Annotated in this window: 20 protein-coding genes; 5 read left to right on the top strand and 15 right to left on the bottom strand. The window is 64.6% G+C overall.

Translation table 11 applies throughout. From position 1 onward, the window contains the following. Window positions 1–13: 13 nt before the first annotated feature. Genes AC07Y9_RS09945 through AC07Y9_RS09925 form a run of 5 tightly spaced genes read right to left on the bottom strand, consistent with a single transcriptional unit; the run spans window position 14 to window position 3,850 of the window. Window positions 14–844 carry a DUF2797 domain-containing protein gene (locus AC07Y9_RS09945; protein WP_102679357.1) on the bottom strand — a complete coding sequence of 277 codons (831 nt, stop codon included), beginning with the start codon at window positions 842–844 and terminating at the stop codon, window positions 14–16. After that, window positions 841–1,101: a YeaC family protein gene (locus AC07Y9_RS09940; protein ID WP_007920905.1), complete on the bottom strand. Its 261-nt coding sequence runs from the start codon at window positions 1,099–1,101 to the stop codon at window positions 841–843. Before AC07Y9_RS09940 ends, AC07Y9_RS09945 begins: the two co-directional genes overlap by 4 nt. Before the next feature lie 15 nt (window positions 1,102–1,116). Continuing rightward, entirely contained in the window at window positions 1,117–1,989 is an 873-nt protein-coding gene (locus AC07Y9_RS09935) for a rhomboid family intramembrane serine protease (protein WP_062825704.1), read from the bottom strand. Then, window positions 1,986–2,963: a metallophosphoesterase gene (locus AC07Y9_RS09930; RefSeq protein WP_371858195.1), complete on the bottom strand. Its 978-nt coding sequence runs from the start codon at window positions 2,961–2,963 to the stop codon at window positions 1,986–1,988. The genes AC07Y9_RS09935 and AC07Y9_RS09930 overlap by 4 nt, the downstream gene beginning before the upstream one ends. Continuing rightward, window positions 2,960–3,850 (bottom strand): NAD(+) kinase, encoded by an 891-nt coding sequence (locus AC07Y9_RS09925; protein WP_007920913.1) that lies wholly within the window; start codon window positions 3,848–3,850, stop codon window positions 2,960–2,962. Before AC07Y9_RS09925 ends, AC07Y9_RS09930 begins: the two co-directional genes overlap by 4 nt. A gap of 105 nt (window positions 3,851–3,955) precedes the next feature. On the opposite strand from AC07Y9_RS09925, the gene AC07Y9_RS09920 reads away from it, so the two are divergent. Continuing rightward, complete coding sequence (locus tag AC07Y9_RS09920; RefSeq protein ID WP_085531083.1) at window positions 3,956–4,906, top strand: DUF1853 family protein; 951 nt, start codon at window positions 3,956–3,958, stop codon at window positions 4,904–4,906. Between the two features lie 112 nt (window positions 4,907–5,018). Here the strand turns inward: AC07Y9_RS09920 and AC07Y9_RS09915 are convergent, their stop codons facing one another. The 3 genes from AC07Y9_RS09915 to AC07Y9_RS09905 all read right to left on the bottom strand — a co-directional run bounded on the left by AC07Y9_RS09915 (window position 5,019) and on the right by AC07Y9_RS09905 (window position 7,381). After that, window positions 5,019–6,305 (bottom strand): arsenic transporter, encoded by a 1,287-nt coding sequence (locus AC07Y9_RS09915; protein ID WP_102679359.1) that lies wholly within the window; start codon window positions 6,303–6,305, stop codon window positions 5,019–5,021. A 40-nt stretch (window positions 6,306–6,345) separates the two neighbouring features. Next, window positions 6,346–6,693 (bottom strand): metalloregulator ArsR/SmtB family transcription factor, encoded by a 348-nt coding sequence (locus tag AC07Y9_RS09910; RefSeq protein WP_009043602.1) that lies wholly within the window; start codon window positions 6,691–6,693, stop codon window positions 6,346–6,348. A 130-nt stretch (window positions 6,694–6,823) separates the two neighbouring features. Further along, window positions 6,824–7,381 carry an NADPH-dependent FMN reductase gene (locus tag AC07Y9_RS09905; RefSeq protein ID WP_102679360.1) on the bottom strand — a complete coding sequence of 186 codons (558 nt, stop codon included), beginning with the start codon at window positions 7,379–7,381 and terminating at the stop codon, window positions 6,824–6,826. A gap of 226 nt (window positions 7,382–7,607) precedes the next feature. Between AC07Y9_RS09905 and AC07Y9_RS09900 the strand changes: the two genes are divergently transcribed. Both AC07Y9_RS09900 and AC07Y9_RS09895 read left to right on the top strand, forming a co-directional pair. Beyond that, complete coding sequence (locus tag AC07Y9_RS09900; RefSeq protein ID WP_025809195.1) at window positions 7,608–7,844, top strand: hypothetical protein; 237 nt, start codon at window positions 7,608–7,610, stop codon at window positions 7,842–7,844. An 86-nt stretch (window positions 7,845–7,930) separates the two neighbouring features. Beyond that, a complete protein-coding gene (locus AC07Y9_RS09895; protein ID WP_102679361.1) occupies window positions 7,931–8,824 on the top strand; it encodes a LysR substrate-binding domain-containing protein in 894 nt (297 codons plus the stop codon). Here the strand turns inward: AC07Y9_RS09895 and AC07Y9_RS09890 are convergent. The 5 genes from AC07Y9_RS09890 to AC07Y9_RS09870 all read right to left on the bottom strand — a co-directional run bounded on the left by AC07Y9_RS09890 (window position 8,821) and on the right by AC07Y9_RS09870 (window position 14,419). After that, entirely contained in the window at window positions 8,821–9,411 is a 591-nt protein-coding gene (locus AC07Y9_RS09890; RefSeq protein WP_007920929.1) for a GNAT family N-acetyltransferase, read from the bottom strand. The two genes, AC07Y9_RS09895 and AC07Y9_RS09890, sit on opposite strands and share 4 nt — an antisense overlap. A 14-nt stretch (window positions 9,412–9,425) precedes the next feature. Continuing rightward, window positions 9,426–11,681 (bottom strand): Orn/Lys/Arg family decarboxylase, encoded by a 2,256-nt coding sequence (locus AC07Y9_RS09885; protein WP_009043597.1) that lies wholly within the window; start codon window positions 11,679–11,681, stop codon window positions 9,426–9,428. Window positions 11,682–11,800: 119 nt separating this feature from the next. Continuing rightward, a complete protein-coding gene (gene dnaQ / locus AC07Y9_RS09880) occupies window positions 11,801–12,559 on the bottom strand; it encodes a DNA polymerase III subunit epsilon (protein WP_102679362.1) in 759 nt (252 codons plus the stop codon). Between the two features lie 203 nt (window positions 12,560–12,762). After that, window positions 12,763–13,332: a nuclear transport factor 2 family protein gene (locus AC07Y9_RS09875; protein ID WP_158245989.1), complete on the bottom strand. Its 570-nt coding sequence runs from the start codon at window positions 13,330–13,332 to the stop codon at window positions 12,763–12,765. Between the two features lie 172 nt (window positions 13,333–13,504). Next, a complete protein-coding gene (locus AC07Y9_RS09870) occupies window positions 13,505–14,419 on the bottom strand; it encodes a helix-turn-helix transcriptional regulator (protein ID WP_102679364.1) in 915 nt (304 codons plus the stop codon). A 190-nt stretch (window positions 14,420–14,609) separates the two neighbouring features. On the opposite strand from AC07Y9_RS09870, the gene AC07Y9_RS09865 reads away from it, so the two are divergent. After that, window positions 14,610–15,560, top strand: a complete 951-nt coding sequence (locus tag AC07Y9_RS09865; protein WP_102679365.1) for a glycerophosphodiester phosphodiesterase family protein — start codon at window positions 14,610–14,612, stop codon at window positions 15,558–15,560. Between the two features lie 16 nt (window positions 15,561–15,576). Here the strand turns inward: AC07Y9_RS09865 and rnhA are convergent, their stop codons facing one another. Then, window positions 15,577–16,029, bottom strand: a complete 453-nt coding sequence (gene rnhA / locus AC07Y9_RS09860) for a ribonuclease HI (RefSeq protein ID WP_007920943.1) — start codon at window positions 16,027–16,029, stop codon at window positions 15,577–15,579. Between the two features lie 83 nt (window positions 16,030–16,112). Beyond that, window positions 16,113–16,877 carry a class I SAM-dependent methyltransferase gene (locus AC07Y9_RS09855; protein ID WP_009043593.1) on the bottom strand — a complete coding sequence of 255 codons (765 nt, stop codon included), beginning with the start codon at window positions 16,875–16,877 and terminating at the stop codon, window positions 16,113–16,115. A gap of 65 nt (window positions 16,878–16,942) precedes the next feature. On the opposite strand from AC07Y9_RS09855, the gene gloB reads away from it, so the two are divergent. Beyond that, entirely contained in the window at window positions 16,943–17,710 is a 768-nt protein-coding gene (gloB, locus tag AC07Y9_RS09850; protein ID WP_102679366.1) for a hydroxyacylglutathione hydrolase, read from the top strand. Window positions 17,711–17,731: the final 21 nt, after the last annotated feature.

The following is a 17,731-nucleotide window of genomic DNA, read 5'->3' as shown; positions in this document are numbered from 1 at the left end:
GCGGCGAATCCTTCTACTGATGCACGGCGAGCTGGTAGGCCGTGTATTTACGAATATTGATCACGCCGGTATCGAAGATCAGGTATTGGCCCTTGATCCCCAGCAGCGTGCCTTCGGCAATCGGGTTCTTGTCCAGGTTGAAGCTGACGATCTTGGCCGGGTACTGCTCGACCGGGTAGCGGATCTCGATCGGCTCGACATCGCTGACCGGTTGGATCGCCTGCAGGCCGAAGCGTTCCTGCAAGGCGCGCAGGCCCTCGGCGCAGGAAGCGAACAGCTGGTCGCGCACTTGCGCCAGGTCCACCGCATCGGCGTCGCCCTTGAGCAACGCGCGCCAGTTGGTCTTGTCGGCCACCTGGGTGCGGAACAGGTCCTCGACGAAACCGGACTGCTGGCGGGTCGCCACGCGCATGATCGGCAGCGCCTGGCTGGCGCCCTGATCGAGCCAGCGGGTCGGCAGCTGGGTGGCGCGGGTGATGCCGACCTTGATCCCCGACGAGTTGGCCAGGTACACCACGTGGTCGGTCATGCAGAACCGCTCGCCCCAGGACGGCTCGCGGCAGGTGCCGGCGTCGTAGTGGCAGCGTTCCGGGCTCATGATGCAGATATCGCACTGGGCCAGCTTGGTCATGCACGGGTAGCAGTAACCCTGGCTGAAGCTGGTCTTGGTCTTGCGCCCGCAATGGGTGCAGTGGATCGCCCCCAGGTATTCCAGGCGCAGGGTGCTGCCGATCAATGGATTGACCGGCACCTCGGTGTCGCCAAGGCGAAAGGCATACTGCACATCCGCCCCGTCCAGGCGCGCCGACATTTTACTGATGGAGCCACGGCCGATCTCGATCAATGGATGGCATCCGACTTGAACAGGATGTTCGGCACTTCGATCGACTTCGACGCACACTCCTGCGGGCCCATGTAGCCGGTGCGCTGCTCTTCGGGCAGGTTCTGCATTTCCCAGGCGATCATCGCCTGCAGGGACAGCTCGCGCTGCTCGGCGGTGAGCTTGCGGCCATCGGACCATTTGCCGATCTCTACCGCCAGTTTCAGGCTCTGGTAGATGTCCGGGGTGATGTTTTCAATCATTTCAACAAACGACGACATAAGCGGTCTCCAGCATTAGAGGGCCAGTTTACGGCGACTGTACAAGCCGCCCAACAAACCTGTGAGGCATCCGACGAGCAACCCGCCGACGTGGGCGGCGTTGGCGATTTCACCGAAGCCGATCACCGAGATCAGCCCCGACATACAGATCAGCAACCACACCAGCATCATCGCCAGGACTCCGCGAGGCAGGCGATAGGCCGGGTTGGGCGACAGCAACTGATAGATCCAGCAATGCCCGAGCAGGCCGTACAGCACGCCGGACAAGCCGCCGAACAGGCTCGGCCCGCTGAACAGGTATTGCGCGTAGTTCGACACCAGGCTGAACAGCAGCGTCAGGCCCAGCAGGTTGATGCTGCCCTGGCGCTGTTCGATGCGCCGCCCCAGCTCCCAGTACCACATGCCGTTCATGGCGATGTGCAGGAAGCCGAAGTGGATCAGCATCGGCGTGACCAGGCGCCACCACTGCCCCGCCGCCAGGCTGTCGGCCAGGGGCGTGAACTGGATGTAGTCGCCGACCACGCGAAACTCCAGGAAGGTCAGCCAGCGCAGGGTGCCGAGGTTTTCGCCGAGCAGGGTCAGGGCTCCGACGATCAGGCTCAGCAGCAGGATCAGCGCGGTGGCCGGGCTACGGCGCAATTGCTCGACGAACCCCGGGCGGCGCATGGCGGCGCCGGCCTCGGGGATGTCCAGTTGCTGCTCGGGGTCGCCCGCCGGAAAACGCTCGTACAACGAACGCACATCCTCGCTGATGGCGTCCGGCACCCAGAGCACCTGCTCCCCCGCTTCCTCGCTGACCCGGTGCGGCACCTGCATGCGCTGCAGCAGTTTGACGAAGCCACTCAGGTCCACATTCAACGGCAGACGCAATACTGCAACAGCACTCATGGCAAGGACTCCTCCGGCCGCTCGACATAGACCCAGACGAATTTATCCGGGTCCAGGCGGGTTTCCTGGTCCAGGCGGTAAGCCACCAGCTTGCCGTAGAGCACCGCGCTGTAATCCAGGCAGGCCAGGTTCGAGCGAATCGGCGCCGGTTTGCCGCTGCGCCAGTAATGACCGACGAACAGCAACGGCTCATCGACGCCGTAGCGCAGCAGGTTGTTTTTCTCCGCCGAGGACAGCGGCGTGCGGGCCACCGGCTCGGGCAGCGCGTCGGGCTGGAACACGATGTCGCCGTAGGTCTGCGGGTCGTCTTCCCAGAACTTGGTGCGAAAGAACGAACGGGTCAGGCCATCGCCGCTGGTCATGGTCAAGCCATGGGGCAGGCGCATGTCGGTGCCGCGCAGCAGGCGGTCGAACACGTTATTGGCGAAGCTGCCGGGGATCGCCGAGGCCTGGAGGAAGTGCTCGTCGATACAGCCATCGGGGTATTGCGCCCGCAGCGGCTCGATCAGGCCGGCGTCCCAACAGGCATGCACCACGCGAAAACGCCCGGCGTCGACGAACAGCGGCATCTTGTAGAACCAGGCAAGGAAATCGTGCCAGTCGTTGGGGTAATGCTCGAATTGCGCCAGGGTCTCGTTGATCAGGCGGGCATGGCGCGGCGTGTGTTCGCGCACGAAGTGCCTGCCGCCGCCGGGCGCTGCCGGGGTGACCCAGCCCAGGGCGTTGAACTCATGGTTACCCATGACGCACAGCGCCTGGCCGGCCTCGACCATGTCGTGGACGATGTGCAAGGCTTCGCGGATCCGTGGGCCGCGGTCGATGATGTCGCCGAGGAACACCGCCATGCGCGACGAATGCCGCCAGACGCCGCCCTGCTTGCGATAACCGAGCTTGTCCAGCAGGTGCTCAAGGGTCAGGGCGCAACCGTGCACGTCACCGATCAGGTCGTAGCTACGCGCGGGATCGAGCATCAGTCGCCTCCACCACCCAGTCGACTGCCCCAGCCGAGCTTGGTCCGGCAGACCTCGTAATAGTTGTGGTCCAGCGGGTGGATCAGGCGCAGTTTCTGCGCCTTCTTGCTGACGGTGATGGTGTCACCGGGGGCACAGGTGAAATGGTTCTGCCCGTCGCAGGAAACCTGCGGGTAGATCTGCATATCCTTGGACACGACGATTTTCAGCTCGCTGTTGCCATCGACCACGATCGGCCTTCCCGACAAGGTATGGGGGTACATCGGCACAATCACAATGGCGTCGAGCTTGGGATGCATGATCGGCCCGCCGGCGGACAAGGCGTAGGCGGTGGAGCCAGTCGGCGTGGCGACGATCAGGCCGTCGGCCTTCTGGCTGCAGACGAACTGGCCGTCGATGTAGATCTCGAACTCGATCATCCGCGTCGACTTGCCCGGGTGCAGTACCACATCGTTGAGCGCATCGCCCTGGCCGATGGCTTCGGCGTGGCGCCGTACTTCGGCCTGCAGCAGGAAGCGGTTTTCCACCAGGTAGTGGCCGTCGAGGACCTCGGCGACCTTGACCTCCAGCTCGTCCGGACGAATGTCGGTGAGGAAGCCCAGGCTGCCGCGGTTGATCCCCAGCACCGGAATGTTGTGGCGCGCCAGGGCACGGGCCGCGCCCAGCAGGCTGCCGTCGCCGCCGACCACGATCACCATGTCGCAGACTTCGCCCAGCAGCTTGCGCGAGGAGGTCTGCAGGCCGTGGCCGGGCAGGACTTCGGCGATGGTGTCTTCGAGGATCACATGCAGGTGGCGGGCGAGCAGAAACTTTTTCAGTCGGCGAACTGTGTCCAGCACCTGCGAACTGCCCAGGCGACCGATAATGCCGATATTGCGAAATTGCTCCATGGGGCTCCTGCAGGGGTTCTGGGACGGGCAAAGCAGAGATTATGGGCGAAAGCCGGCCATAGACAAAATCCTTTCAGCCTCGACGTTAGGCGCTATGCTCGCAGAATGATCCTGTTTCCCGGCTTGCTCGACCTCCCCCGCCAGTTGCGCCACCCCGAAGTGCGCGACCTGGCCTGGGTCATCCTCGCGCCGCCGATGCTCGACGAGACCCCCTGGCCGCAGCGCCACCCACTGGCCGGCAGCGACTGGGTGCAGGCGCCGCAGCTACTGGCGCACTGGCTGCGCCAGCTGGACCAGGACGGCCGTGCCCTGCGCCGCTGGCTGGCCCTCGGGCCGACCAAGCGCCTGGGGCTCTACTACGAACGCCTGTGGCAATTTGCCGTACAGCACGCGCCCGGTGTCGAGCTGCTGGCGGCCAACCTGCCGATCCGCCGCGCCGGCCACACCCTGGGCGAACTGGACATGCTGCTGCGCGACCGCGACGGCATTCACCACCTGGAACTGGCGATCAAGCTCTACCTCGGCCCGCAATCGGGCAACGGTGCAGACACCGCGTTATGGCTGGGCCCCGGCTGCCACGACCGCCTGGACCGCAAGCTGGCGCACCTGAACGAACACCAGCTGCCGATCTCCGCCCGGGCCGACAGCCTGGAGGTGCTGGCGGCCATGGATATCCAGGACTTCAGCGCCCACCTGTGGCTCGGCGGCTACCTGCTCTACCCCTGGCCCGGCACCACGCAACCGCCCCGCGGCGCCCACCCGCAGCACCTGCGCGGGCGTTGGCTGCATCAGCGCGACTGGCCGGCCTTTATCGATCAAAGCCCGCCCGGGCGCTGGCAACCCTTGCCGCGCCAGGCCTGGCTGGCGCCAGCGTCCTACCCGGCGGAACAAACCTGGAGCGCCCCCCGGCTGCAAGCCTGGCTGGAGGAACTCGACCCGCACGCTCCGGCGCAATTGCTGGTGCGCCTGACGGAAAACCGCGCCGGAGATTGGGAAGAAGCCGAACGCCTGTTCCTGGTGGCGGACCTCTGGCCGAACGTCCCCGGAACCAGTTGAGCCTCCGCCTGCCCCCTGTAGGAGCCAGCTTGCTCGCGATAGCGTCATACCTGACACACCACGGTGCCTGCATCGCCAGCAAGCTGGCTCCTACAGGGTGCGCGGTGGACCCTCACATCACCGACAAGCGCACGGCCAGCGCCGCCAGGGTCACCAGCAGCACCGGCAGGGTCAGCACGATGCCGACCTTGAAGTAGCGGCCCCAGCCGATATGAATGTTCTTGCGCTCCAGCACGTGCAGCCAGAGCAAGGTGGCCAGGCTGCCGATCGGGGTGATCTTCGGCCCCAGGTCGCTGCCGATCACGTTGGCGTAGATCATCGCGTCCTTGACCAGGCCGCTGGCCTGGCTGGCGTCGATGGACAGCGCGCCGATCAACACCGTCGGCAGGTTGTTCATGATCGATGACAAGACCGCGGTCAGCAGCCCGGTGCCCATGGCCGCGCCCCAGATGCCGTAGTCGGCGAAACGGTCGAGCCAGCCGGCCAGGTGCGTGGTCAGCCCGGCATTGCGCAGGCCGTACACCACCAGGTACATGCCGAGGGAGAAAATCACGATCTGCCACGGCGCTTCCTTGAGCACCTTGCGGGTGGAAATCTTGTGGCCCCTGGCCGCAATGCCCAGCAGCAGGGCCGCGCACACCGCCGAAATCGCGCTGATGGGAATGCCCAGCGGCTCCAGGGCAAAACACCCCAGCAGCAGGATGATCAGCACCCACCAGCCGGCGACGAAGGTGGCCTTGTCGTGGATCGCGCTGGCCGGCTGTGCCAGTTCTTCGGGGTCGTAGGCCTGCGGAATGTCGCGGCGGAAGAACCACAGCAACACCGCCAGGGTCGCGGCCACACTGACCAGGTTCACCGGCAGCATCACCGCCGCGTACTGGTTGAAGCCAATGTTGAAGAAGTCCGCGGAAACGATGTTCACCAGGTTCGACACCACCAGCGGCAGGCTCGCGGTATCGGCGATAAACCCGGCGCCCATGACGAACGCCAGGGTCGCCGCCCGGGAGAAACGCAACGCCAGCAGCATGGAAATCACGATCGGCGTGAGAATCAGCGCCGCCCCGTCGTTGGCGAACAGCGCCGACACCAGCGCCCCCAGCAGCACCATAAAGGCAAACAGCTTGCGTCCGCTGCCCTGCCCCCAGCGCGCCACATGCAAGGCGGCCCAGGCGAAAAACCCGGCCTCGTCGAGCAGCAGGCTGATGATGATCAAGGCGACGAAGGTGCCGGTGGCGTTCCAGATGATCTGCCAGACCACCGGGATATCCGTCAGTTGCACCACCCCGAACAGCAGCGCCAGCACCGCACCGAGCACCGCGCTCCAGCCCACGCCGAGGCCCTTGGGTTGCCAGATCACCAGGGTAATGGTCAGCAGGAAAATCAATGAAGCAGTCAGCATGCCAGGCAGCCTTGAACAGAAAGTGAGGTAAAGAGGGAATTCAGCAGCAGCGCACGGGGCGATCGATCATGGTCTGCAGGCGTTGCAGGTCCTCCTGCAGCCAGGGGCTGTTGGCCTCCAGCGTGTCCTGCAGCAGGGTGCTCACCCAGGGTGACAATTGCGGGTGCAGCCGGTAGTAGATCCATTGCCCCTGGCGGCGGTCGGCCAGCAGGCCGCAACTGCGCAACAGCGCCAGGTGCCGGGAGATCTTCGGCTGGCTCTGGCCCAGGGCGGCGGTCAGCTCGCAGACACACAATTCGCCTTCGCGGGTCACGAGCAAGGCGATGCGGCTGCGGGTTTCGTCGGCAAGCGCCTTGAACAGCTCGGCGGGGTTGAGAGAGTCGGACACCAGGGCCACTCCAGGCATTGGGAGCGGCGAATATATGAATATTCAGATATGCGGTAAAGCGCTTTTACCGTGGCAAGCGGAATATCCATCACCCACGGGAGCCGGTCGGCCGACTCCCGCGGTAGCAGGATCAGAGCTTTTTGTGCTGCTCGACCCACTGGGCGTAGGCATTGATGAAGTTCTGCAGGAACGGCTTGACCGACTCGGACAGCTTGCCCGCCTCGTCGAAGGCCGAACCGGCGCCGCCCAGGTAGGCTTCCGGCTGCTGCATGCATGGCACATTGAGGAACACCAGGGACTGGCGCAGATGATGGTTGGCGCCAAAACCGCCGATGGCGCCCGGGGAGGCGCTGATCACTGCCCCCGGCTTGCCGCTCCAGGCGCTCTTGCCGTAGGGGCGCGACCCCACGTCGATGGCGTTTTTCATCGGTGCGGGAACCGAGCGGTTGTATTCCGGAGTGACGAACAGCACGGCGTCGGCTGCACTCACCTGTTCACGGAAAGTCCTGTAGGCTGCCGGTGGATCCACATCGATGTCTTCGTTGTAAAGCGGCAGATCGCCGATCTCGACAATCTTCAGCCGCAGGTTGGCCGGCGCCAGTTCCGCCAGGGCCAGCGCCACTTTCCGGTTGATCGAGGCCTTTCTCAGGCTGCCCACCAGCACTGCAATCGTGTAGACGTTGCTCATAGCGAATTCCCGACTTCTGGTTGAGGAGGCTGGTAGTTATAGATGATCCACCCCGCCCACAGCCACCCGCCGAAAGAAGTTCCGTGAGTTTTTCCAGGCTTCACGCCGCTGTACGCCAGCTGCAATCAGGGCCGCGGACTATTTTTTTTCCGCCGCTAAACTTAGTTCGCCCAGGCACGGTCTACAGGACCGCAAATTGAGTGTTTTATCTCCAGAGGCTCTAAAGATGGCAGCAGTACTCGTCGGACAATTTCATGCAAGGGACGCGGAAGGCCGTGTCTATTCGGTGCATGAGTTCCAGGAATCCACCCCCTCGCCAGAGGGCATCGCCGGCTCGGAGCCTGTCACCACCTATCGCCTGGCCATTGGCGATCGCGTCAACAAAATGGACGACAACCAGTTTCTCCTCGTGCAGTCGGGCATCACCCTCATTCGCGAACCCGAGACCATCCTTCCTTCATAACGTACCGTTATGAGCAGAAGTCATAGGCGCGGACATGGGTTAGGATTCAGTGTGAATCCCCCACCGGCTGGACATGGACTTCAAGCATGCGTTTACGTCATATCGAAGTGATTCAGGCGCTCCTGCAAACCGGACACCTGGGCACGGCCGCCGAGCTGCTGCAATTGCCGGTGGCCGAGGTGGAAACGATCCTGCGCGACGCCGAAAGCCAATCGGGCTTCATGCTCTTCGCCAGTGTTCGCGGACGCCTGCAAGCCACCCGCGAGGCCCGCGAGCTACAACCGGCGATCGCCACCCTGTATGACGCCTTCGAACCCGTGCAACGCCTGGCCGACAGCCTGAAGCAATACCAGGCGCCGCCCTTGCGCATCATCAGCACCCCGCCCCTGGCCCAGCAACTGTTGCCGCAGAGCATCGCCGCCCTGCGCCGGCGCTTTCCCGACACCCCGTGCCACCTCGCCAGCCAGGCCACCCGCGACATGGTCAAGAGCCTGTTGCTGCGCGAAGGCGACCTGGGCCTGAGCCTGCACAACCCCGATCACCCCGATATCCAGTGCGTGGCCCTGGCCCAGGGCAAGCTGCAATTGCTGGCGCCCCACGGCTGGCTGCAACCGAAGCAGAAGTACATTTCCCTGCAGGACCTGGCGGGCCAGGCCATGGTCGGCCTGGAAGGCCAGGACCCGCTGAGCGTGGCCCTCGACAGCAAGCTGCAGAACCTGCGCCCGAGCCCGACCATCCACACCCGGGTGCAAACCCACCAGATGATGCGCAGCATGGTCGAGGCCGGCGAAGGCCTGGCGATTGTCGACCCCTTCACCGCCCTCGGGGCGCGCGAAGGCGGGCTGGACGTCTGCCCGCTGTCGCCGCCGATCCCGGTCACCCTCTATGCCCTGACCCGCGGCGGCAGTCCATCCTCGCCAACCCTGGAAGCGCTGCTGGAAACCCTCACGGAAAAGGCTGAAGGCATGCTGGCCGGCTAGGCCCCGGCTTGCCGCGCCAGTTCGTCGTTGAACAGCCGATACCAGAAAATCGCCACCTCGGCCGTGGTCGGATCGATCCCGCGGTAACGCAGGTGATCGATGCCGCCGACCACATAACCGCAGCGCTCGTACAAGCGGCAGGCCCCCAGGTTGTTGTTCTGGGTCTCGAGCATGATGCCCGGCAGTTTTTTCTTGCGGCTCCAGAACTGCGCCACATCCAGCAAGGCCTTGGCCACCCCGTGGCGCCGCGCCGGCGCATGTACCGCCAACTCGTCGATATGGGCGTAGCCGTTCCAGTTGGTGCTGACCACCACATGGCCGACCGGTTCGTCGTCCAGGTAGGCCATGAACACCGCACTGTCGGCGGCATCGCGATAGCTACTGAACTCTTCGGGGTCGATGCCGTAGCACTTGCGGTACGGGGTGATGGGGTGCAACGGCCACTTGGCCACCACCTGCTCGCTCTGTGCCTGGGCATAGGCGCTGACTTCGAAGCTGAAATCGCTGCCCCAGACATACGCGGCGAAACCGTCGTCGGCAACGCGCACCGACAGGCCGGGGTACTTGGGATTGATCATTGGCTGCATAGCGGGAAACGTCCTCAAACCTTGATGCAATCGACGGTGTACTGCCGCCCATTGCCTTCGTCTTCATGCTGCAATCCATGCACATCCGCGACAAAGCCGGGAAAGCTGCTATCGAACGTACGGGCGAAAGCCAGGTAATCGATGATCGAGCGGGTCGACTCGGTGAAGCGCTCGCCCGGCATGATCAGGGGAATACCCGGCGGGTACGGCACCAGCATCACCGCCGCCACCCGCCCGGCGAGGGCATCGATGGACACGGCCTCGACCTCCCCCCGCACCAACTGATCGTAGGCGTCGGCAGGCTTCATCGCCACCTCCGGCAGCACGGTGTACATGCGCTTGAGGTGCTTGGCCGTGGCATTGCTGCGGTAGCAGGCATGCAACTGATCGCACAGGTCGCGCAGACCCATGCCCTGGTAACGGGCCATGTCCTGCTGGGCGATACTCGGCAGGCAGGCGGCGAGACTGACGTTGGCGTCGTAGTTGCGCTTGAACTCCAGCAACTCGGTCAGCAGGGTGCTCCACTTGCCTTTGGTGATGCCCATGGAAAACAGCACCAGGAACGAATACAGGCCGGTCTTTTCCACCACCAGGCCGCGTTCCCAGAGAAACTTGCTGACCACCGCTGCCGGGATCCCGCGCTCGCTCAGGGCACCGCCGGCGGTGAGCCCGGGCATCACCAGGGTGACCTTGATCGGGTCCAGCAGCACATAGTCGTCGGTGACCCCGGCGAACCCGTGCCACTCGCCTTCCGGCTCCAGCAGCCAGTCCGCGGTGCTGACCCGGTCGATACCTTCCACCCGCTCCGGTTGCCAGATGGAAAACCACCAGTCGTCGGCGGCGATGTGCTGGCGCAGGTTGGCCAGGGCCCGGCGGAAGCTCAGGGCCTCGTCGAACATTTCCTGCAGCAGCGAGCGCCCCGCCGGCCCCTCCATCATCGCCGAGGCCACGTCCAGCGAGGCGATGATGCTGTACTGCGGCGAGGTGGAGATGTGCATCATGAAGGCTTCGTTGAAGCGGTCGCGGTCCAGCTGCCGGGCGCCGCCGTCCTGCACATGGATCATCGAGGCCTGGCTGAAGGCCGCCAGCAGCTTGTGGGTGGAATGGGTGGTGAACACCAGCGGGCTGTCGGCGCTGCGCGAGGTGCCCATGCCGTAACGCCCCTCGAAGAACTCATGGAAGGCCGCGTAGGCGTACCAGGCCTCGTCGAAATGCAGCACCTCGACGCTGTTGCCCAGGCTCTGCTTGATCAGCTCGGCGTTGTAGCAAAGGCCGTCGTAGGTCGAGTTGGTGACCACCGCCAGCTTGACCTTGGGCGGCCGCCCCTGGGTCAGCGGGTTGGCGTCGATCTTGGCCTGGATCGACTCGCGGCTGAACTCGCTCAGGGGGATCGGGCCGATGATCCCCAGCTCGTTGCGCTCCGGACAGAGGAACAGCGGGATGGCGCCGGTCATGATGATCGAGTGCAGCACCGACTTGTGGCAGTTGCGATCCACCAGCACCAGGTCGTCGCGGCCGACCATGGAATGCCAGACGATCTTGTTGGCGGTCGAGGTGCCGTTGATCACGAAGAAGGTGTGGTCGGCGCCGAAATTGCGCGCCGCCCGCGCCTCGGCTTCCGCCAGGGGCCCGGTGTGATCGAGCAGCGAACCCAGCTCCGGGACCGACACCGACAGGTCCGAACGCAGGGTGTTCTCGCCGAAGAACTGATGGAACGCCTGCCCCACCGGGCTTTTGCGATAGGCCACGCCACCGCCGTGCCCCGGGGTGTGCCAGGAATAGTTGGAGTCGGCCGTGTGCTGCACCAGCGCCTTGAAAAATGGCGGCAACAGGCCATCGAGGTAATTGCGCGCCGCCCGCGCCACCTGGCGCGCCAGGAATGGCACGGTGTCTTCGAACAGGTAAAGAATGCCGCGCAACTGATTGAGCTCGCTCATGGCGTCGGCCGGGGCGTTTTCCAGGGTCACCTGCTCGCCCAGGGCGAAGATCGGCAGGTTCGGCGCGCGCACCCGGGCCAGGCGGATCAGCTCCACCATGTTCTGCAGCAAGTGGGTGTTTTCCCCGGCGCCTTCGGCGGCGATCAGCATGCAGGCCAGACCGTGGTGGGTCGAGGCCACCAGGCGCCCTTCGGCGTAGTCCACCGCGGAAAAGATGCTGAAGCCTTCCTGCTCCAATTCCCTGGCGATCCCCCGCACCCGGTCGCCGGCGACGGTGTCGGCCTTGATGTCGCGATGCACGATAAGAACGGGGAATTTCAGGTCTTTGTACATGGCACCAGGCATCCTGAGGCGGCGGACAAGGGTCCGCCAATCACCTCAGGGTAGAAGCTCGGGGGCCGGCGCGGAACCCCGTCAACGACCTCCTGTAACAAAAGGTCGCCCACGAACAACTACTGCTGCTGGGCCTTGGCCTCGGCCAGCTGGGTCCAGAGCGCCGGGGCACCGGCGGATTTGGCGATGATCTCGAGACGCACCTGGTGCTCGACCAGTTCGGCTTCGCTGGCGCGAATGACCCGCCCGCGCTGGCGATCCGCCGACAGGCGACGGATTTCGCTGGCACTGTTGCCCGAACCTTCGCTGCCGTTGCCGTCCGAGGCATTGCCGGCCAGGGACAGGCTGGTCTGGCCGCCGGTCATGGTCAGGTAGACGTCGGCGAGAATCTCCGAGTCGAGCAAGGCGCCGTGCAGTTCACGGCCGGAGTTGTCGACGTCATAGCGCTTGCACAAGGCATCGAGGCTGTTGCGCTGGCCGGGGTGGCGTTCCCGGGCCATCAACAGGGTGTCGAGGATGGTGCAGTGCTGGGTGATGTCGGCGCGGTCGTGGCGGCCCATCAGGGCGAATTCGTTGTTGATGAAGCCAACGTCGAACGCCGCGTTGTGGATGATCAGCTGCGCGCCCTGGATGAACTCGAAGAACTCGTCGGCGACTTCGGCGAAGCGCGGCTTGCCCACCAGGAACTCGTTGGTGATACCGTGGACGCCGATCGCGCCCTCGTCGCTCTCGCGATCCGGCTGCAGGTAGACGTGGAAATGCCGACCGGTCAGGCGCCGTCCCATCAACTCGACGCAACCGATTTCAATGATCCGGTGGCCGTCGGTCACCGGCATGCCGGTGGTTTCGGTATCGAGTACAACAGATCTGTTGGCCATCAGGGGTCAGTTCTCAACGGTGGAAGTCTTTCAAGGCGCGGAATTTTAGCACGCTCTCGCGCCACCGGGCGCCCCTTGAACGCCGGCCGCGATTTGCCCGAACCCGACCGCGTATCCGGACCTGCGAATGGCCGCGGCAATCCTGGCGATATGACACAAGCCATGGCCGGGAGCCTGTCAGGCAGGCCCCGGCCAGCGTTCGCTCATGGCGTCTTCTGGATCAGATTGAAGTCGCGCAGGGCCACATAGGGGTCCCAGTACTCGCGCACCTGCTGGATCTGGCCGTTAGCCATGCGCAGGATGGCAATGAAGTTCTGGTGATAAGGCTTGCCGCTGGCCCGGATGACACCGTCGCTGCTGTACTCGAACACGTAGGTGTCCTTGTCGGTCGTCTGCAGGATCGTCCAGCCAGCAGGATCGCTGTATTTCAGGTTGCCGAGCTGCTTGCTGAAGTTGGTGAAATAGTCGGTCATTTCCTGGCGCCCGCGGTTGACGCGCTTGAAACCGCTGTCCGGGAAGTCGGCGACGGGAGCGTAGGCCAGTTCAAAGGCGCTGTCCGCGGTGTAGTACCTGGCCATCTGCTCCGGATGTTCGGACCAGCCGTTGAGGCTGCGCCAGTAGAAGTCCGCCACCTGCGCCGCGGTGTAGCCCCGGGCCAGGTAATAAAACCCGCCCATTTCCTCGATCTTGCCCTGCACTTGCGCATTGGCGATGCCAACGAACAGCGCCGTACTCGCCAACACACCGATCAACCATCCACGAACGTTTTTCATCATTGCTTCTCCACTGGGTTGGATCGCGGGTCCGGCCTGCTGCTTGCCCGATCCTGGCGGCGGCCCTATCGAGACAAGCGCCGGCCGCCAGTGAGGAGCAGACTAACCAGCGGGCCAGGCGCCTGCTTCGCAGTGGCTGCTGTTGTGTTGACGTTTCTTGCTGACTTGGCGCTCAGGGCCGGCGCAACTCGCTCGGGGCGAGCCCGACGATGCGCCGAAAGGTGCGGGAGAATTGGCTGGCGCCGGCGAAACCGGTATCCAGGGCGATCTGCAACAGGCTGCGGTCGCTGGTGCCGATCAGCTCCTTGGCCCGCTCGACCCGGCAATGCAGCAGGTACTGGTACGGCGACATGCCGTAAGAACGGCGAAACACCCGGGAAAAATGATAGGGGCTCAGGTTGACGAGGTTCGACAGGTCCGCCAGGCGTATCTCGCTGGCCAGGGATGCGCCGATGTAGTCGTCCAGGCGCTGGCGCTGCAACGCCCCCAACTCTCCGGCGCCGGCAGGCAGGCCTTCGGGCAAGCGCTGCAACTTGCGCACCTCGTGCATCAACAACATGACCAGGGACTCCAGGTAGAGGGTCTCGGTGTCGCTTTCGCCCGCCACCAGACACAGGCGCTCCAGCAGGCCGCGCAGGAACACGTCATGACAGCTGATCAGCGGCTTGAGGTCCTGTTGGGGCTGGTAGGACGGGCAGATCCGGCTCAATTGCGCGTCGTCGACGGACACCAGGACGTAACCGATCCGCGCCCGCTCGCCCGTCCAGCCTTCGAACAGCGCTCGTCCCGGCACGAAATCGATGATCTGGTCCAGCATCCGCGCCCCCGCCAGGCGCTGGCCGTCGATGCTGACCTCGCCATCGCTGACGGCCCCCGGGTGGTAGAGCACGAATTGATGCAGGTCGCGACGCATCTCGAAGCGGTGCGGCCCTTCGGCCACCCGCACGCACTCGATCGCGCCCCAGGGTGGCAGGGCCCGGTGAACCATCCGGGTAATACCCTGCGGGCTGTAGCTCAGGCCTTCGGGCTCGGTGTCCAGCGACTCGCGCAGGAACGCCAGCGTATCGGCATGGGATGAAGCAGGCATGGCAGGCTCCAGCACTATGGGCAAGCCGCTAATTTAACCAGCGCGGGGCGCGTCTCTTCAAATGAGCGCGCTCGACCGCGCGTATTGCGCTACCGTACGCCGCTGACACGCTAGCCATGGATCTTGCCGTGGCCGCCTCTCCACTTTGGCAGGCCGCTTCGATGGCCGGCCCACGCCGGGAATCACCCCCATGATCCAAGCCCGACAGATTATCCCGCTGCTGCTGGCCTCGGCCTTCATCAGCGGTTGCTCATCGCCTCCCGTTGCCGGTCCCGACGCCGGACAAGCCCCCTTGATCGTCGCCCATCGCGGCGGCGCCGCGGACTTTCCCGAGAACACCCTGCTGGCCATCGACAACGCCCTGCGCAACGGCGTCGACATGCTCTGGCTGACGGTGCAATTGAGCCGCGACGGCGTGCCAGTGTTGTACCGACCGGCGGACCTGAGCGCCAATACCCCGGCCTCCGGCACGGTCAGCGAGAAAACCCTGGCGCAGTTGCAAACACTGAATGCCGGCTGGAACTTCAAGCAGACCGCGGCCGATGGCCAGGTGACCTTTCCCTATCGCTCCCAGGCGGCGACCATCCCCTCATTGCAGCAGGCGCTGGCGGCGATCCCCGGCTCGGTGCCGGTCATTCTCGATATGAAGGCCCTGCCCGCTGCGCCCCAGGCCAAGGCGGTCGCCCAGGTGCTGGAGCAGCTGCATGCCTGGAACCGGGTGCTGATCTACTCCACCGATGCCAGCTACCAGCAGGCGTTCGCGCACTATCCGCAGGCGCGGCTGTTCGAGTCCCGGGACGACACCCGGGATCGACTGGCCAGCGTCGCCCTGGCCCACAGCTGCACGGCACCGCCGGCGCCAGACAGTTGGGTGGCCTTCGAGTACCGACGCCCGGTGCAACTGGTCGAGGCCTTCACCCTGGGCGAGGCCCGTTCCAAGGTCGATGCCCGGCTGTGGACGCCCGCCGCGGTGGACTGCCTCCAGTCCCGGGGCAAGGTGCGGATGCTGGCGATTGGAATCAACACGGTCGAGGATTACCAGGCGGCCGCCTGCCTGAAGATGGACGCGGTGCTGGTGGATTCGCCCCGCGCGATGCGGGAAGTGAAGCAGCGGCTCGAACGGCCGCTGCGCTGCAACTGACTACAAGCTCAACGCATCAGGCCTGCTTGTAACCGCGCACCTCGTCGACGCCGCGGTTGGCCAGTTGGTCGGCCCGTTCGTTGCCGTGGTGGCCGGTATGGCCGCGCACCCATTTCCAGGTGACCTGGTGGCGGTTGACCTGCTCATCGAGCTGCTGCCACAGGTCGGCGTTTTTCACCGGTTCCTTGGCCGCGGTTTTCCAGCCGCGCTTTTTCCAGTTGGCCATCCACTCGTTGATGCCCTTCATCACGTACTGCGAGTCGGTGACCAGCACCACCTGGCACTCGCGCTTGAGCTCTTCCAGGCCGCGGATCGCCGCCATCAGCTCCATGCGGTTGTTGGTGGTGTTGGCTTCGCCGCCCCAGAGTTCCTTCTCCACGCCCTTGAACACCAGCAGTGCGCCCCAGCCTCCCGGGCCAGGATTGCCCTTGCAGGCGCCGTCGGTGAAGATTTCTACGCTATCGCTCATGCCAGACTTCCAATCGAAAATACCTGTGGCTTGCCGATCGTCGATCGACAACGCCCAAGCCGGGCAGGTTCGGCCCGGCTGAATTAAAGAGGGGGTTCGCTGTGCCGGCGGTTGACCTTGGCCATCGGCAGCGGCACCAGCTTGCCCATCGGCTCGCGGCGTACCTGGCGCACCGGGCGCAGGCCGACCACTATCTTGCGCGCCACCAGCAGGTAGAAGCCGCCGCCGGACAGTTGCCAGTCGCCGGCCTTGCGCTCCCAGCCGGCCAACCGAGCCTGCCAGGCCGCCGAGGCAAGCGGCGGACGATAGCACCCGAAGCGGCGTTTCTCCAGCGCGAAGCCCAGCAGGTTCAACCAGTCGGCGACCCGCGATGGGGAAATGCAGCGCGCCTTGCGCAAGGCGTCATGGGCGAACACATGCCGCAGGCCCCAGCTGCTCCAGGGATTGATACCGACGATCAACAGATGCCCGCCCGGTCGCACGGCGCTGGCGGCTTCGCGCAGCAGGCCGTGGGGCGACAGGCAGAAATCCAGGCCGTGCTGCAGCACCACCACATCGGCAGCATGCTCGCTGAGCGGCCAGGCCTGCTCCTCGCAGACGATCTCGACACCGGGCAGCGGCGCGCCCAGGCGGACATTGCGCTGCACCTGGGGCGCCGCCGGCGGGGTTTGCGCCGACGGGCCGTAATGCACCAGGTAGCCGCCGAAGAAGCGCCCCAGCTCGTCGTCGAGCATGCGCCGTTCTTCATCCAGCAGAAATTGCCCCAGTGGCCCGGACAGCCACTCACGGGCGGCACTGATCAGGGCCAGCCAGTCAGGATCGGCCTGAGCGAACGCTTTATCGGTCATTGCATTCTCCAACCCGCCAAGAAGTTCTAAGATGCGCCAATGTTTTCCGCTTGGCGACTCCAACGATGATACAGATCAGTGCCCTGCCCGCGTTCACCGATAACTACATCTGGTTGTTACAGGACCACAGCCATCAGCGTTGCGCAGTGGTCGACCCGGGTGACGCCGCACCGGTGCAGGCCTGGCTCGCCGAACATCCGGGCTGGGTGCTGAGCGATATCCTGGTGACCCATCACCACCACGACCATGTCGGCGGTGTCGAACAGCTGAAAAAAGCCAGCGGCGCCCAGGTCTGGGGCCCGGCCAACGAAAACATCCCGGGGCGCGACGTGGCCCTGAACGACAACGACCGGGCCAGCATCCTTGGCTGGGACTTCGACGTCTACGCGGTGCCCGGGCACACCCTGGGGCATATTGCCTACTACCATCACGGCCTGCTGTTTTGCGGCGACACCCTGTTCGCCGCCGGTTGTGGGCGCCTGTTCGAGGGCACGCCAGAGCAGATGCACCATTCGCTGAGCCGCCTGGCCGCGTTGCCCGCGGACACCCTGGTGTACTGCACTCACGAATACACCTTGAGCAACCTGCGTTTTGCCCAGGCGGTGGAACCGGATAACCCGGACATCGCCGAGCGCCTGCGCAAAGTCAGCGAACTGCGGGAAAACGGCCGCATGACCCTGCCCTCCACCCTGGCCCTGGAAAAGCTCACCAATCCTTTCCTGCGTACCGGTGAAACATCCGTTAAACAAAAAGCGGACGAACGGAATGGCCTCGATAACCTGGCTCAGAGTGCGGTTTTTGCTGCCTTGCGGGCTTGGAAAGATAAGTTCTAAGCAGGTTGCGGGTTGGTACGA

Source organism: Pseudomonas sp. GW456-L12, assembly GCF_059424045.1.
Note: the sequence above shows the minus strand (reverse complement) of the source record. Positions and strands in the feature narration are given on the sequence as shown.

What these genes read in the sequence shown, in the direction of transcription:
- AC07Y9_RS09865 (WP_102679365.1), top strand. Translation starts at nt 14,610, where the DNA reads ATGATCCAAGCCCGACAGATTATCCCGCTGCTGCTGGCCTCGGCCTTC.
- AC07Y9_RS09915 (WP_102679359.1), bottom strand. Translation starts at nt 6,305, where the DNA reads ATGCTGACTGCTTCATTGATTTTCCTGCTGACCATTACCCTGGTGATC.
- AC07Y9_RS09905 (WP_102679360.1), bottom strand. Translation starts at nt 7,381, where the DNA reads ATGAGCAACGTCTACACGATTGCAGTGCTGGTGGGCAGCCTGAGAAAG.
- AC07Y9_RS09940 (WP_007920905.1), bottom strand. Translation starts at nt 1,101, where the DNA reads ATGTCGTCGTTTGTTGAAATGATTGAAAACATCACCCCGGACATCTAC.
- AC07Y9_RS09895 (WP_102679361.1), top strand. Translation starts at nt 7,931, where the DNA reads ATGCGTTTACGTCATATCGAAGTGATTCAGGCGCTCCTGCAAACCGGA.
- AC07Y9_RS09935 (WP_062825704.1), bottom strand. Translation starts at nt 1,989, where the DNA reads ATGAGTGCTGTTGCAGTATTGCGTCTGCCGTTGAATGTGGACCTGAGT.
- AC07Y9_RS09890 (WP_007920929.1), bottom strand. Translation starts at nt 9,411, where the DNA reads ATGCAGCCAATGATCAATCCCAAGTACCCCGGCCTGTCGGTGCGCGTT.
- AC07Y9_RS09870 (WP_102679364.1), bottom strand. Translation starts at nt 14,419, where the DNA reads ATGCCTGCTTCATCCCATGCCGATACGCTGGCGTTCCTGCGCGAGTCG.
- dnaQ (WP_102679362.1), bottom strand. Translation starts at nt 12,559, where the DNA reads ATGGCCAACAGATCTGTTGTACTCGATACCGAAACCACCGGCATGCCG.
- AC07Y9_RS09900 (WP_025809195.1), top strand. Translation starts at nt 7,608, where the DNA reads ATGGCAGCAGTACTCGTCGGACAATTTCATGCAAGGGACGCGGAAGGC.
- AC07Y9_RS09885 (WP_009043597.1), bottom strand. Translation starts at nt 11,681, where the DNA reads ATGTACAAAGACCTGAAATTCCCCGTTCTTATCGTGCATCGCGACATC.
- AC07Y9_RS09925 (WP_007920913.1), bottom strand. Translation starts at nt 3,850, where the DNA reads ATGGAGCAATTTCGCAATATCGGCATTATCGGTCGCCTGGGCAGTTCG.
- AC07Y9_RS09920 (WP_085531083.1), top strand. Translation starts at nt 3,956, where the DNA reads ATGATCCTGTTTCCCGGCTTGCTCGACCTCCCCCGCCAGTTGCGCCAC.
- gloB (WP_102679366.1), top strand. Translation starts at nt 16,943, where the DNA reads ATGATACAGATCAGTGCCCTGCCCGCGTTCACCGATAACTACATCTGG.
- rnhA (WP_007920943.1), bottom strand. Translation starts at nt 16,029, where the DNA reads ATGAGCGATAGCGTAGAAATCTTCACCGACGGCGCCTGCAAGGGCAAT.
- AC07Y9_RS09875 (WP_158245989.1), bottom strand. Translation starts at nt 13,332, where the DNA reads ATGAAAAACGTTCGTGGATGGTTGATCGGTGTGTTGGCGAGTACGGCG.
- AC07Y9_RS09855 (WP_009043593.1), bottom strand. Translation starts at nt 16,877, where the DNA reads ATGACCGATAAAGCGTTCGCTCAGGCCGATCCTGACTGGCTGGCCCTG.